Here is an 11,932-nt window from a genome sequence, read left to right as displayed (position 1 = left end):
GCTTACAAGCTTATTGCTTCACCACCTGCTGCTTCAATAGCCGCTTTAGCAGTTGCTGTAAATTTATGTACTGAAATTTTAAGAGAAGCTTTCAACTCTCCATTTCCTAAAATTTTCACTAAATCATTTTTACCAACCAAACCATTCTCGATCAAAAGATCTAAAGTAACTTCATTAGTTAAAACCTTATTATCAACAAGCTCTTGTAATTTCTCTAAATTGATACCTTGGTAGTTTTTACGATTAATGTTCGTAAAACCAAACTTAGGTACACGACGTTGCAATGGCATTTGACCACCTTCGAAACCAATTTTCTTAGAATAACCAGATCTTGACTTTGCTCCTTTATGACCTCTTGCAGCTGTTCCGCCTTTTCCAGAACCCTGACCTCTTCCAAGGCGTTTTCCGTCTCTATTTACCGAACCTTCTGCAGGCTGTAGATTATTTAAACCCATTTTATTCTAAATTTAAGCCTCCTCAGTGGAAACTAAATGTTTAACTTTATTTATCATTCCAAGAATGTTAGGTGTATCGTTATGCTCTACAACCTGACCAATTCTTTTTAAACCAAGAGCCTCTAAAGTTCTTTTTTGATTTTGAGGTTTCTTAATTCCACTTTTTACCTGTGTAACTTTAATCTTTGCCATAATTTTCCTCTTAACCTTTAAATACTTTTTCTAAAGAAACACCTCTTTGTGTAGCAATAGTTTTTGCATCTCTAAGTTGTAATAAAGCATCGAAAGTAGCTTTTACAACATTATGTGGATTTGAAGATCCCTGAGACTTTGATAATACATCATGCACACCAACAGATTCTAATACTGATCTTACAGCACCACCAGCAATTACACCGGTACCATGAGATGCAGGCTGAATATACACTCTTGCACCACCAAATTTACCTTTTTGCTCGTGAGGTAAAGTTCCTTTGTTTAAAGGAATACGAACTAAGTTCTTTTTACCATCTTCGATTGCTTTTGCAATAGCTGTAGCAACCTCTTTTGATTTACCTAAACCGTGACCTACAACACCATTTTCATCACCTACAACAACAATTGCAGAAAAACCGAATGCTCTACCACCTTTTGTTACCTTGGTTACACGTTGAATACCAACTAATTTATCTTTTAAGTCTAAACCACCTGGCTTAACAGTTTCTACGTTTTTATATTTTTGGAACATACTAGTATATTAGAATTTTAGTCCTGCTTCTCTTGCACCATCAGCTAAAGATTTTACTCTTCCATGATACAAATTACCTCCTCTATCAAAAGCGACTTTATCTAAGCCAACTTTTACAGATTTCTCAGCGATTGTTTTACCAACCAAAGCAGCAATCTCGGTTTTATTTCCTTTTGCTTTCGCGATATCCTTATCTCTTGAAGAAGCGGATACTAAAGTGACTCCTTTAACGTCGTCTATAACTTGAGCGTAAATTTCGCTGTTACTTCTAAACACAGACAACCTTGGTTTAACTGCAGTTCCAGAAGAAACCTTACGTATTCTACGTCGGATTCTTAATTTTCTTTGTGTTTTTGATAATCCCATAATATCCTTTATTAAGCTGATTTACCAGCTTTTCTTCTTAATATTTCACCTACAAACTTAATTCCTTTCCCTTTGTACGGCTCCGGACTACGGAAAGATCTAATCTTTGCTGCTATATGACCCACTAATTGTTTGTCATGAGAAGTAAGCTTTACGATCGGGTTTTTACCTTTTTCAGAAATTGTTTCAACTTTTACCTCAGAGGCTATATTAAATACAATGTTGTGAGAAAAACCTAAAGCTAAATCAAGTTTTTGACCTTGATTACTAGCTCTATACCCTACACCTACTAATTCTAATTCTTTGGTCCAACCTTTAGAAACACCATCAACCATATTAGTGATAAGTGATCTATATAAACCGTGCTTTGCTTTATGCTCCTTAGAATCAGATGGCCTTGTTACGAAAGCCTGTCCGTCTTCTACTTTAACCGATACTCCTGAGAACTCTTGAGTCAACTCACCTAACTTTCCTTTAACAGAAATGATATTGTCGTTGATTTCAACTGTAACTCCTTCAGGAATTGCGACTGGATTATTACCTATTCTAGACATTTTCTAAATCTTTAATCAATTAATAAACGTAGCACAAAACTTCACCACCAACTTTTTCTGCCTTTGCCTGCTTGCTTGTCATTACTCCATGAGATGTAGAAACGATAGCAACACCTAAACCATTCAATACACGAGGCAAATCTTCATTACCTGCATATTTTCTAAGACCAGGCTTACTTATACGCTGTATTTTCTTGATAACAGGTTCTTTTGTAAGCTTATCATACTTCAAGGCTATTTTAATAGTTCCCTGAACTTTGCTCTCTTCGAACTTGTAGCTTAAAATATATCCTTGATCGAATAATATTTTAGTAATTTCTTTTTTTAGATTCGACGCAGGTATTTCAACAACCCTATGTCCCGCTCTACTTGCGTTTCTAACTCTCGTTAGGTAATCTGCAATAGTATCTGTTACCATATGTATATAATTCGGAAACGGTTTTCAGCACTTACGCTAAACCTGGATCCATTAATAATTCTTTTCTTACCAGCTAGCTTTCTTAACACCTGGTATTAAACCGGCATTAGCCATCTCTCTGAATTTTACCCTTGAAATACCAAAAGTTCTCATGTAACCTTTAGGTCTTCCAGTTAATTTACATCTGTTATGTAAACGTACCGGAGAGGCATTTTTAGGTAGTCTCTGTAACGCTTCGTAATCGCCAGCTTCTTTCAAAGCTTTACGTTTTTCAGCATAAACTGCTACAGTTCTTTCCCTTTTTCTCTCACGGGCTTTCATTGATTCCTTAGCCATACTAATTCTTTTTAAAAGGTAAACCTAATTCTGTTAATAATGATTTTGCTTCCTTGTCTGTGTCTGCAGAAGTTACAAATGTAATATCCATACCGTTAATTCTATTGATTTTATCAATATTAACTTCAGGAAAAATAATTTGCTCTGTTACACCAAGGTTATAATTTCCACGTCCATCAAAACCTGTAGCTTTGATACCTTGAAAATCTCTAACTCGTGGTAATGCAGAAGTAACCAAACGGTCTAAAAATTCGTACATACGCTCACCTCTTAAGGTAACTTTAGCACCAATTGGCATACCTTTTCTTAACTTAAAGGCAGCAACATCTTTCTTAGACATGGTAGCAACGGCTTTTTGACCCGTTATCATAGTCATTTCATCTATTGCATGGTCAATAAGTTTCTTGTCAGCAACAGCAGCTCCTACACCTCTACTCATTACTATCTTCTCTAACTTAGGAACCTGCATTACATTACTGTAACCAAACTCTTCGGTAAGGGCAGCTACTATTCGCTCCTTATACTCTTTCTTTAATCTTGCAACGTATGCCATAACTAAATTACTTCATTGGATTTTTTGGAAACCCTAACTTTTTTACCATCCTTCATTTCGTAACCTACTCTTGTTACATCTCCAGATTTACTGTCGATCAAGGCTAAATTAGAAATATGGATTAAAGCTTCTTTTTTTACAATACCACCTTGAGGGTTTTTAGCGCTAGGCTTCTCATGTTTAGATACCATATTGGCACCTTCAACAATGGCTTTATTTTTTTCAAGATTTACACGCATAACTTTACCTTCGGTCCCTTTATGGTCACCAGCAGTAATTCTTACTGTATCTCCTGTTTTGATTTTTAACTTTTTCATCTTGTCCGTTATATTATAATACCTCTGGGGCCAATGATACAATCTTCATGAACTGCTTATCCCTAAGCTCTCTTGCTACAGGTCCAAAAACACGAGTACCTCTCATTTCTCCGGCAGGATTCAATAACACACAAGCGTTATCATCAAATCTTATATAAGATCCATCAGGTCTTCTAACCTCTTTCTTTGTACGAACTACAACAGCAGTTGAAACCGCACCTTTCTTGATACCTCCGTTTGGAGTAGCTTCTTTAACAGTAACAACTATTTTGTCTCCTATTGAAGCATACCTTCTTTTGGTACCACCAAGAACACGGATAGTTAAAACTTCCTTTGCTCCTGTGTTATCCGCTACTTTTAATCTAGATTCTTGCTGTAACATAACTTATTTAGCTCTTTCTAAGATTTCTACTAATCTCCAACATTTGGTTTTACTCATAGGTCTTGTTTCCATGATCTTTACAGTATCACCAATGTTACAATCGTTCTTTTCGTCGTGTGCAACATATTTCTTTGTCTTCAAAACGAACTTACCGTACATAGGATGTTTAACTCTTTTCACTTCTGCAATAACAATAGATTTCTCCATTTTATTACTAGTGACAACTCCCACTCTCTCTTTTCTTAAATTTCTTTTCTCCATAAAGCCCACCACTTATTGGTTCTCCCTATTAGTTAATTCAGTAGCTAATTTCGCTACCGTTCTCCTTACTTTTCTAATCTGAAGCGGATTTTCTAACGGAGTTACAAAATGTGCCATTTTCAAATCTGCATGCTGCTTCTTGTACTCGGCCAATTTCTCCGTAAGTCCTTCCACAGACATTTCTTTAATCTCTTGTTTTTTCATTATTCCTTACGTTTAATTTACAGCCTCGTAATCACGAGCTACAATGAATTTTGTCTTAACAGGAAGTTTCTGAGCCGCTAATCTTAAAGCTTCTTTTGCTACTTCCAAAGGAACTCCGGCTACTTCGAACATAATTCTACCTGGTTTAACCACGGCAACGAAATATTCTGGTGCACCCTTACCTTTACCCATACGTACTTCTAATGGTTTTTTGGTAATCGGCTTGTCTGGAAATATTTTAATCCACAATTGACCCTCTCTCTTCATAAATCTAGTAGCAGCAATACGAGCAGCTTCTATCTGGCGTGAAGTCAAAAATGCAGCATCATCAACATTCTTTATACCGAACATACCATTTGAAAGTTGGTGCCCTCTTCCAGCAAGACCTTTCATACGGCCTTTCTGCATCTTACGGAACTTTGTTCTTTTCGGTTGTAACATTACTTTAGTTCTTTAAAAATTACTTTCTACGACGTTGTTTTCTTCCACCTTCTTGCTTACCACCTTTAGAAGAATCTTTTTGCATTCCTACTAATGGAGATAAATCTCTTTTACCGTATACCTCACCCTTCATAATCCAAACTTTAATTCCAAGTTTACCATATGTAGTTTGAGCTTCATGTAAAGCATAATCGATATCTGCTCTAAAGGTAGATAATGGAATTCTACCATCCTTATAAGACTCAGAACGTGCCATTTCAGCCCCATTCAATCTACCAGAGATTTGAATCTTTATTCCTTCAGCATTCATACGCATTGCTGCAGCGATTGCCATCTTTATTGCTCTTCTAAAAGAAATTCTACTTTCAATTTGACGAGCTACACTTGCTGCTACTAAATTCGCATCAAGCTCAGGTCTTTTTATTTCAAAGATGTTGATTTGAACCTCCTTATTGGTGATTTTTTTCAACTCCTCTTTTAACTTATCAACTTCCTGACCACCTTTACCGATAATAATACCAGGTCTAGCAGTTGTTACAGTTACAGTGATTAATTTTAGAGTACGTTCAATTATAACTCTTGAGACACTAGCTTTAGAAAGTCTTGCATGAATATACTTACGTATTTTATCATCCTCAGCCAATTTATCTCCGTAATCGTTACCACCATACCAGTTAGATTCCCAACCTCTAATGATTCCTAGACGATTTCCTATTGGATTTGTTTTCTGTCCCATCCTAGTTTTCTGTTATATTTTTTGACCCCAAAACCAATGTAACATGGTTTGAACGTTTTCTAATTCTATGTGCTCTACCTTGTGGAGCAGGACGCAATCTTTTCAACATTGCACCACTATCAACTCTAATCTCAGCTACAATTAAATCAGCATCTTCTAAACTTGCCTCTTCATTTTTTGCTTGCCAATTAGCCAAAGCTGAAAGTAATAATTTCTCTAACTTTCTAGAAGCCTCTTTAGGGTTGAACCTCAAAATAGCTAAGGCTTGCTCTACCTTTACACCACGAATTAAATCTGCAACTAAACGCATTTTTCTAGGTGAAGTAGGACAGTTATTCAACTTAGCAAAAGCTACCATCTTCTTCTCAGCCTTTATTCTTTCGGCCATCTGTTTTTTACGAACTCCCATAGCTTACTTTTTTCCTTTGTTTTTCGCACCTGCATGACCTCTAAAAGATCTTGTTGGTGAAAATTCCCCAAGTTTATGTCCTACCATGTTTTCTGTTACAAAAACAGGTACAAATTGTTTTCCGTTATGAACCGCTATTGTCATCCCAACGAAATCAGGAGTGATCATAGATGCTCTAGACCAAGTTTTGATTACCGCTTTTTTACCGGATGAAACACTTTGTTGGATTTTCTTTTCCAAACTATAGTGAACGTAAGGTCCTTTTTTTAGTGAACGTGCCATTTCTTTCTAGTTTTTATTTCTTTCTACGTTCTATTATATACTTGTTGGTACTCTTGGTCTTAGAACGAGTTCTGAATCCTTTAGCAGGTATTCCGTTTCTCGATCTTGGATGACCACCTGAAGCTCTACCTTCACCACCACCCATTGGGTGATCGACAGGGTTCATAGCTACCGGTCTAGTTCTTGGTCTTCTACCCAACCATCTACTTCTACCAGCTTTACCTGATACCAGCAATTGATGATCCGAATTAGATATAGCCCCAATCGTTGCCATACAACCAGAAAGAATTAATCTAGTTTCACCAGATGGCATCTTAACAGTAACAAACTTACCGTCTTTTGCCATAAGCTGAGCAAATGTACCAGCACTACGAGCCATAACAGCCCCTTGACCAGGTCTTAACTCAATACATGAAATTATAGTACCTAAAGGAATTTCACTTAATGGTAATGCATTACCGATCTCAGGAGCCACAGTAGACCCTGCAGAAACCTGCTGATCAACTTGCAAACCATTTTGAGCGATCACATAACGTTTCTCACCATCTGCATATTCCAAAAGAGCAATAAATGCAGTTCTATTTGGATCGTACTCAATAGTTTTAACAGTAGCAAGCACATCTTGCTTATCTCTCTTAAAATCTATTACACGATACCTTCTTTTATGACCTCCACCTTTTTGGCGTATGGTCATTTTTCCTTGACTGTTTCTACCTCCGGACTTTTTTAACGGAGCAAGCAAGCTCTTCTCCGGCTTATCAGCAGTAATGGCGTCAAATCCATTTACTACTCTAAAACGCTGTCCTGGAGTGATTGGTTTTAATTTTCTAACTGACATTTCTTGTCTTTATAGATTACTGTAAAAATCGATAATATCACCTTCTACAACATCAACAATTGCTTTTTTAATAGCATTTGTTTTTCCATGTTGCACACCAGTTTTTGTATATCTGGATTTTCTTGTAGGACCGTAATTCATTGTACGAACCTTCTTCACAGAAACACCATAAGTAGCCTCAACTGCATCTTTTATTTGCAATTTGTTAGCCTTAGGGTCAACTACGAATCCATAACGGTTATTCAACTCGCTATCAGCAGTCATTTTTTCCGTTATAATTGGTTTTATCAACACACTCATGATATTATTGTTTATTTAAATTCGATTCAATTCCCTCTAAAGAGCTCTCTAACAATACCACGCTATTAGCATGAAGAATTTTGTAAGTACTTAATTCTGAGTTAGTTATAACTTCTGAGCCTTTAAAATTACGCGAAGACAAATATACACCTTTATTTGAATCACCCAACACTATTAAAGATTTTTTATTCTCAAGACCTAATGTCTTCAAAACATCAATAAAATCCTTAGTCCTTGGAGTATCAAAATCAAAGTCTTCAACTACTAAAATCGCATTCTCTTTAGACTTTAAAGTCAATGCTGATTTTCTTGCCAAACGCTTTAAATTTTTGTTTAACTTTTGAGTATAATCTTTAGGTCTAGGGCCGAATATTCTACCACCACCTCTAAAAATCGGAGATTTAATACTACCTGCTCTCGCAGTACCAGTACCTTTTTGCTTCTTAATCTTTCTAGTACTACCAGCGATCTCAGCTCTTTCCTTAGATTTGTGCGTACCTTGTCTCTGATGAGCCAAATACTGCTTAACATCTAGGTATACTGCGTGATCATTAGGCTCTATAGCGAAAACATCATCAGAAAGGTTTGCCTTTCTACCTGTGTCTTTTCCTTTAATATCTAAAACTGCTATCTTCATTACATCTACCTTTGTATGGTTACATAAGCATTCTTATGGCCCGGAACACAACCTTTTACTACTAAAAGATTCTTTTCTGGAACTACTTTTAAAACTCTTAGATTCTGAACCGTTACACGATCAGTACCCATTCTACCGGCCATTTTCATACCCTTAAAAACTCTAGCTGGATATGACGCAGCACCAATAGAACCAGGAGCTCTAAGTCTGTTATGCTGACCATGAGTTGCTTGACCAACCCCAGCGAAACCGTGACGTTTTACTACACCTTGAAAACCTTTACCCTTAGACGTTCCAATAACATCTACAAATTGTCCTTCAACGAAAACATCAACACCTACAGTGTCACCTAATTTAAATTCACCTTCAAAATCTCGGAATTCAACGACTTTTTTCTTAGGAGAAGCACCTGCTTTTTTAAAATGGCCTAATTCAGCCTTAATAGCACGACTTTCTGCCTTGTCATCGAAACCAAGTTGAAGGGCACTATACCCGTCGACCTCTTCGGTTCTGACTTGGGTAACTACACATGGTCCAGCTTGAATAACGGTACATGGAATGTTTTTCCCATTCTCGTCAAAAATACTGGTCATGCCTACTTTCTTTCCTATTAACCCAGACATACTTATTTATATTAATTATTATTAAATTTTTCTCAAAAAAATAGGGTCAAAATAATTTAACCCTAAATTATTTTTTCCGTTTTTCCCTCGCACGCAGCTTAGGACATGTAGTCTAACCTATTCATAAGTCAGACGGCAAATTTACACCTTAATTTCCACTTCAACACCACTTGGAAGCTCTAACTTCATAAGTGCATCAATAGTTTTAGATGAAGAGCTATAAATATCTAACAATCTCTTGTAAGAACTTAATTGAAACTGCTCTCTAGATTTTTTATTCACGTGAGGTGAACGTAAAACCGTAAATATCTTTTTATGTGTTGGCAAAGGAATTGGTCCTGTTACAACAGCACCGGTTGTCTTTACCGTTTTTACAATCTTCTCAGCAGACTTGTCCACTAAATTGTGATCGTAAGATTTTAGTTTTATTCTAATTTTCTGACTCATGTCCTAAATTTATGCTGTTATACCTTTTGCTGCTTTGATAACTTCTTCTGAAATATTAGAAGGAGTTTCTGCATAGTGTGAAAATTCCATTGTTGAAGTTGCACGACCTGAAGATAAAGTTCTAAGAGATGTTACGTATCCAAACATTTCAGATAATGGAACAGTACCCTTAACAACTTTGGCACCAGCTCTATCACTCATATCACCAATAGTTCCTCTACGTCTGTTTAAATCTCCAACGATATCACCCATGTTTTCTTCCGGAGTAATAACTTCTAACTTCATAATTGGCTCCATGATTACGGCACCAGCAGCTTTACCAGCAGCTTTGTAACCCATCTTAGCAGCTAATTCGAAAGAAAGTGCATCAGAATCCACAGGGTGGAAAGATCCATCTTTCAATACAACCTTCATAGAATCCATCTCAAATCCAGCTAAAGGTCCATTTTGCATTGCTGCAGCAAAACCTTTCTCAACAGATGGTATAAATTCTTTAGGAATACGGCCACCTTTAATTTGATCAACAAACTGAAGCCCTTCTCCTTCGAAATCCTCATCAGCAGGACTCATTTCGAAAGATATATCACCAAATTTACCACGACCACCAGATTGCTTCTTATAAGTCTCTCTATGTGTAGCAGTTTTTGTTAACGCCTCTTTGTATTCAACCTGAGGCTCACCTTGGTTCACCTCTACTTTAAACTCACGTCTTAAACGATCCACAATAATATCTAAGTGAAGCTCACCCATACCAGATATAATTGTTTGACCAGAAGCTTCGTCAGTTTTCACTTGAAAAGTAGGATCCTCTTCAGCTAATTTAGCCAAAGCCATACCCAACTTATCTACATCCGCTTTAGTTTTAGGCTCAACAGCAATACCAATTACAGGTTCTGGAAAATCCATACTTTCCAAAACAATTGGGTGCTTTTCATCAGACATAGTATCACCAGTCTTAATATCCTTAAAACCTACAGCTGCTCCAATATCACCTGCTTCAATAAAATCGATAGCATTTTGCTTATTAGAGTGCATTTGATAAATACGAGAAATACGCTCCTTTTTACCTGAACGGTTGTTCAATATATAAGAACCAGCATCTAAACGACCAGAATATGTTCTAAAGAATGCCAATCTACCTACGAAAGGATCTGTTGCAATCTTAAATGCTAACGCCGAAAACGGCTCTTTAACACTAGGCTTACGTTTTTCAACAACGCCAGTATCAGGGTTAGTACCTTGAATATCCTCCTTATCTACAGGAGAAGGCAAATACCTACAAACAGCATCCAATAAAAACTGAACACCTTTATTTTTAAATGAAGATCCACAAATCATAGGTATGATTGCACGATCCATAACAGCAGCCCTTAAAGCAGCATGCACTTCTTCTTCCGTAATAGAGTCTTCATCTTCGAAGAATTTCTCCATTAAATCCTCATCATACTCAGCAACAGCTTCTATCAAAGCAGCTCTATACTCCTTAACTTCAGCTTTCATATCTTCAGGAATGTCAATTACATCAAAAGTAGCACCGAAACCCTCTTCGTGCCATGTAATCGCCCTATTCTTAGCTAAATCAACAATACCTCTAAAATCAGCTTCATCACCGATTGGAAGTACTATTGGCACAGCGTTAGAACCTAACATCTCCTTAACTTGCTTACAAACCATAAGAAAATTAGAACCTTGACGGTCCATTTTGTTCACGAAACCAATTCTCGGAACCTTATAATTATCAGCTAATCTCCAGTTAGTTTCAGACTGAGGCTCAACACCATCAACTGCACTAAACAAAAAGACTAAACCATCTAATACACGTAAGGAACGGTTTACCTCTACGGTAAAATCAACGTGACCTGGAGTATCAATAATGTTAAAGTGATAAGGCTTTGTTTCATCAGTTAACTCACCATTTTTCATTGGAAAGTTCCACTCACATGTAGTAGCAGCAGAAGTAATAGTAATACCTCTTTCTTGCTCCTGCTCCATCCAGTCCATAGTAGCAGCACCATCATGAACTTCACCTATCTTATGACTTACACCCGTATAAAAAAGTATACGCTCAGTTGTAGTGGTTTTACCAGCATCAATATGCGCAGCAATACCTATATTTCTTGTGAATTTTAAATCTCTTGCCATGTCTTTCTAGAATCTAAAGTGCGAAAATGCTTTGTTTGCCTCAGCCATCTTGTGCGTATCAACTCTTTTCTTAACAGCAGCACCTTCTTCTTTTGCAGCAGCTAAAATTTCTCCAGCTAGTTTTTGAGCCATACCTTTTTCATTACGCTTTCTAGCATAACTAATCAACCACTTCATCGCTGTTGATATTTTACGGTCTGGTCTAATTTGCATTGGAATTTGAAATGTTGCACCACCAACTCTTCTACTTCTAACCTCTACGTGAGGCATAACATTACTTAATGCATCTTTCCAAAGCTCCAAAGCTGTCTTTTCCTCATCAGTCTTCTTTGCATCTACGATGTCAATTGCATCATAAAATACACCAAAAGCTACTGATTTTTTACCATCCCACATCATCATGTTGACGAAACGTGTCACCAACTGATCATTAAATCTTGGATCTGGTAAAAGTGGTCTTTTCTTTGCCTGTTTTTTTCTCATTACTTCCTTTTAAACAAGTTT

The 11,932-nt window shown here is 36.8% G+C and carries 23 protein-coding genes; all 23 read right to left on the bottom strand.

Going from position 1 to position 11,932, the window contains the following annotated elements:
• Positions 1-2 precede the first annotated feature (2 nt).
• Entirely contained in the window at positions 3-455 is a 453-nt protein-coding gene (rplO, locus tag Q4500_RS00300; protein WP_299796990.1) for a 50S ribosomal protein L15, read from the bottom strand.
• Between the two features lie 12 nt (positions 456-467).
• The gene (rpmD, locus tag Q4500_RS00295; RefSeq protein ID WP_073242614.1) at positions 468-647 is read right to left on the bottom strand and encodes a 50S ribosomal protein L30; all 180 of its coding nucleotides are present in this window, start codon (positions 645-647) and stop codon (positions 468-470) included.
• A gap of 10 nt (positions 648-657) precedes the next feature.
• Positions 658-1,182, bottom strand: coding sequence for a 30S ribosomal protein S5 (rpsE, locus tag Q4500_RS00290; RefSeq protein ID WP_058103817.1), 525 nt, complete (start codon positions 1,180-1,182; stop codon positions 658-660).
• Positions 1,183-1,191: 9 nt separating this feature from the next.
• Complete coding sequence (gene rplR, locus Q4500_RS00285; protein ID WP_303597775.1) at positions 1,192-1,548, bottom strand: 50S ribosomal protein L18; 357 nt, start codon at positions 1,546-1,548, stop codon at positions 1,192-1,194.
• Positions 1,549-1,559: 11 nt separating this feature from the next.
• Positions 1,560-2,102 (bottom strand): 50S ribosomal protein L6, encoded by a 543-nt coding sequence (gene rplF / locus Q4500_RS00280; RefSeq protein ID WP_073242610.1) that lies wholly within the window; start codon positions 2,100-2,102, stop codon positions 1,560-1,562.
• Positions 2,103-2,121: 19 nt separating this feature from the next.
• Positions 2,122-2,520 (bottom strand): 30S ribosomal protein S8, encoded by a 399-nt coding sequence (rpsH, locus tag Q4500_RS00275; protein ID WP_073242608.1) that lies wholly within the window; start codon positions 2,518-2,520, stop codon positions 2,122-2,124.
• 66 nt (positions 2,521-2,586) lie between these two features.
• Positions 2,587-2,856, bottom strand: a complete 270-nt coding sequence (gene rpsN, locus Q4500_RS00270; RefSeq protein WP_027064816.1) for a 30S ribosomal protein S14 — start codon at positions 2,854-2,856, stop codon at positions 2,587-2,589.
• Between the two features lies 1 nt (position 2,857).
• Entirely contained in the window at positions 2,858-3,409 is a 552-nt protein-coding gene (rplE, locus tag Q4500_RS00265) for a 50S ribosomal protein L5 (RefSeq protein ID WP_036152150.1), read from the bottom strand.
• Between the two features lie 2 nt (positions 3,410-3,411).
• Positions 3,412-3,726, bottom strand: a complete 315-nt coding sequence (rplX, locus tag Q4500_RS00260; RefSeq protein WP_073242606.1) for a 50S ribosomal protein L24 — start codon at positions 3,724-3,726, stop codon at positions 3,412-3,414.
• A 13-nt stretch (positions 3,727-3,739) separates the two neighbouring features.
• The gene (rplN, locus tag Q4500_RS00255) at positions 3,740-4,108 is read right to left on the bottom strand and encodes a 50S ribosomal protein L14 (protein ID WP_027064819.1); all 369 of its coding nucleotides are present in this window, start codon (positions 4,106-4,108) and stop codon (positions 3,740-3,742) included.
• Positions 4,109-4,111: 3 nt separating this feature from the next.
• Complete coding sequence (rpsQ, locus tag Q4500_RS00250; protein WP_027064820.1) at positions 4,112-4,369, bottom strand: 30S ribosomal protein S17; 258 nt, start codon at positions 4,367-4,369, stop codon at positions 4,112-4,114.
• A 12-nt stretch (positions 4,370-4,381) separates the two neighbouring features.
• Positions 4,382-4,573 carry a 50S ribosomal protein L29 gene (gene rpmC, locus Q4500_RS00245; RefSeq protein ID WP_303597774.1) on the bottom strand — a complete coding sequence of 64 codons (192 nt, stop codon included), beginning with the start codon at positions 4,571-4,573 and terminating at the stop codon, positions 4,382-4,384.
• Between the two features lie 12 nt (positions 4,574-4,585).
• Positions 4,586-5,014 carry a 50S ribosomal protein L16 gene (gene rplP, locus Q4500_RS00240; RefSeq protein ID WP_073242604.1) on the bottom strand — a complete coding sequence of 143 codons (429 nt, stop codon included), beginning with the start codon at positions 5,012-5,014 and terminating at the stop codon, positions 4,586-4,588.
• Between the two features lie 19 nt (positions 5,015-5,033).
• Positions 5,034-5,750, bottom strand: coding sequence for a 30S ribosomal protein S3 (gene rpsC / locus Q4500_RS00235; protein WP_073242602.1), 717 nt, complete (start codon positions 5,748-5,750; stop codon positions 5,034-5,036).
• A 1-nt stretch (position 5,751) separates the two neighbouring features.
• Positions 5,752-6,159: a 50S ribosomal protein L22 gene (gene rplV, locus Q4500_RS00230; RefSeq protein WP_073242600.1), complete on the bottom strand. Its 408-nt coding sequence runs from the start codon at positions 6,157-6,159 to the stop codon at positions 5,752-5,754.
• A 3-nt stretch (positions 6,160-6,162) separates the two neighbouring features.
• A complete protein-coding gene (gene rpsS / locus Q4500_RS00225; RefSeq protein WP_027064825.1) occupies positions 6,163-6,441 on the bottom strand; it encodes a 30S ribosomal protein S19 in 279 nt (92 codons plus the stop codon).
• Positions 6,442-6,454: 13 nt separating this feature from the next.
• Positions 6,455-7,279 (bottom strand): 50S ribosomal protein L2, encoded by an 825-nt coding sequence (rplB, locus tag Q4500_RS00220; protein ID WP_073242598.1) that lies wholly within the window; start codon positions 7,277-7,279, stop codon positions 6,455-6,457.
• A 9-nt stretch (positions 7,280-7,288) separates the two neighbouring features.
• On the bottom strand, positions 7,289-7,579 hold the full coding sequence (gene rplW, locus Q4500_RS00215; RefSeq protein ID WP_073242596.1) for a 50S ribosomal protein L23: 291 nt from the start codon (positions 7,577-7,579) through the stop codon (positions 7,289-7,291).
• 4 nt (positions 7,580-7,583) lie between these two features.
• A complete protein-coding gene (gene rplD, locus Q4500_RS00210) occupies positions 7,584-8,216 on the bottom strand; it encodes a 50S ribosomal protein L4 (protein ID WP_073242594.1) in 633 nt (210 codons plus the stop codon).
• A 5-nt stretch (positions 8,217-8,221) separates the two neighbouring features.
• Positions 8,222-8,839 (bottom strand): 50S ribosomal protein L3, encoded by a 618-nt coding sequence (rplC, locus tag Q4500_RS00205; protein WP_073242586.1) that lies wholly within the window; start codon positions 8,837-8,839, stop codon positions 8,222-8,224.
• 141 nt (positions 8,840-8,980) lie between these two features.
• Positions 8,981-9,286 carry a 30S ribosomal protein S10 gene (gene rpsJ, locus Q4500_RS00200; protein ID WP_007094989.1) on the bottom strand — a complete coding sequence of 102 codons (306 nt, stop codon included), beginning with the start codon at positions 9,284-9,286 and terminating at the stop codon, positions 8,981-8,983.
• A gap of 9 nt (positions 9,287-9,295) precedes the next feature.
• Positions 9,296-11,428: an elongation factor G gene (gene fusA / locus Q4500_RS00195; RefSeq protein ID WP_303597773.1), complete on the bottom strand. Its 2,133-nt coding sequence runs from the start codon at positions 11,426-11,428 to the stop codon at positions 9,296-9,298.
• A gap of 6 nt (positions 11,429-11,434) precedes the next feature.
• Entirely contained in the window at positions 11,435-11,911 is a 477-nt protein-coding gene (gene rpsG, locus Q4500_RS00190; protein ID WP_282049290.1) for a 30S ribosomal protein S7, read from the bottom strand.
• Between the last annotated feature and the right edge of the window lie 21 nt (positions 11,912-11,932).

This window comes from Maribacter sp. 1_MG-2023, from assembly GCF_030547005.1.
GTDB lineage: Bacteria > Bacteroidota > Bacteroidia > Flavobacteriales > Flavobacteriaceae > Maribacter.
The sequence above is the reverse complement of the archived record's forward strand: the minus strand, read 5'-3'. Positions and strand labels throughout refer to the sequence as shown.

What these genes read in the sequence shown, in the direction of transcription:
- rplO (WP_299796990.1), bottom strand. Translation starts at nt 455, where the DNA reads ATGGGTTTAAATAATCTACAGCCTGCAGAAGGTTCGGTAAATAGAGAC.
- rpmD (WP_073242614.1), bottom strand. Translation starts at nt 647, where the DNA reads ATGGCAAAGATTAAAGTTACACAGGTAAAAAGTGGAATTAAGAAACCT.
- rpsE (WP_058103817.1), bottom strand. Translation starts at nt 1,182, where the DNA reads ATGTTCCAAAAATATAAAAACGTAGAAACTGTTAAGCCAGGTGGTTTA.
- rplR (WP_303597775.1), bottom strand. Translation starts at nt 1,548, where the DNA reads ATGGGATTATCAAAAACACAAAGAAAATTAAGAATCCGACGTAGAATA.
- rplF (WP_073242610.1), bottom strand. Translation starts at nt 2,102, where the DNA reads ATGTCTAGAATAGGTAATAATCCAGTCGCAATTCCTGAAGGAGTTACA.
- rpsH (WP_073242608.1), bottom strand. Translation starts at nt 2,520, where the DNA reads ATGGTAACAGATACTATTGCAGATTACCTAACGAGAGTTAGAAACGCA.
- rpsN (WP_027064816.1), bottom strand. Translation starts at nt 2,856, where the DNA reads ATGGCTAAGGAATCAATGAAAGCCCGTGAGAGAAAAAGGGAAAGAACT.
- rplE (WP_036152150.1), bottom strand. Translation starts at nt 3,409, where the DNA reads ATGGCATACGTTGCAAGATTAAAGAAAGAGTATAAGGAGCGAATAGTA.
- rplX (WP_073242606.1), bottom strand. Translation starts at nt 3,726, where the DNA reads ATGAAAAAGTTAAAAATCAAAACAGGAGATACAGTAAGAATTACTGCT.
- rplN (WP_027064819.1), bottom strand. Translation starts at nt 4,108, where the DNA reads ATGTTACAGCAAGAATCTAGATTAAAAGTAGCGGATAACACAGGAGCA.
- rpsQ (WP_027064820.1), bottom strand. Translation starts at nt 4,369, where the DNA reads ATGGAGAAAAGAAATTTAAGAAAAGAGAGAGTGGGAGTTGTCACTAGT.
- rpmC (WP_303597774.1), bottom strand. Translation starts at nt 4,573, where the DNA reads ATGAAAAAACAAGAGATTAAAGAAATGTCTGTGGAAGGACTTACGGAG.
- rplP (WP_073242604.1), bottom strand. Translation starts at nt 5,014, where the DNA reads ATGTTACAACCGAAAAGAACAAAGTTCCGTAAGATGCAGAAAGGCCGT.
- rpsC (WP_073242602.1), bottom strand. Translation starts at nt 5,750, where the DNA reads ATGGGACAGAAAACAAATCCAATAGGAAATCGTCTAGGAATCATTAGA.
- rplV (WP_073242600.1), bottom strand. Translation starts at nt 6,159, where the DNA reads ATGGGAGTTCGTAAAAAACAGATGGCCGAAAGAATAAAGGCTGAGAAG.
- rpsS (WP_027064825.1), bottom strand. Translation starts at nt 6,441, where the DNA reads ATGGCACGTTCACTAAAAAAAGGACCTTACGTTCACTATAGTTTGGAA.
- rplB (WP_073242598.1), bottom strand. Translation starts at nt 7,279, where the DNA reads ATGTCAGTTAGAAAATTAAAACCAATCACTCCAGGACAGCGTTTTAGA.
- rplW (WP_073242596.1), bottom strand. Translation starts at nt 7,579, where the DNA reads ATGAGTGTGTTGATAAAACCAATTATAACGGAAAAAATGACTGCTGAT.
- rplD (WP_073242594.1), bottom strand. Translation starts at nt 8,216, where the DNA reads ATGAAGATAGCAGTTTTAGATATTAAAGGAAAAGACACAGGTAGAAAG.
- rplC (WP_073242586.1), bottom strand. Translation starts at nt 8,839, where the DNA reads ATGTCTGGGTTAATAGGAAAGAAAGTAGGCATGACCAGTATTTTTGAC.
- rpsJ (WP_007094989.1), bottom strand. Translation starts at nt 9,286, where the DNA reads ATGAGTCAGAAAATTAGAATAAAACTAAAATCTTACGATCACAATTTA.
- fusA (WP_303597773.1), bottom strand. Translation starts at nt 11,428, where the DNA reads ATGGCAAGAGATTTAAAATTCACAAGAAATATAGGTATTGCTGCGCAT.
- rpsG (WP_282049290.1), bottom strand. Translation starts at nt 11,911, where the DNA reads ATGAGAAAAAAACAGGCAAAGAAAAGACCACTTTTACCAGATCCAAGA.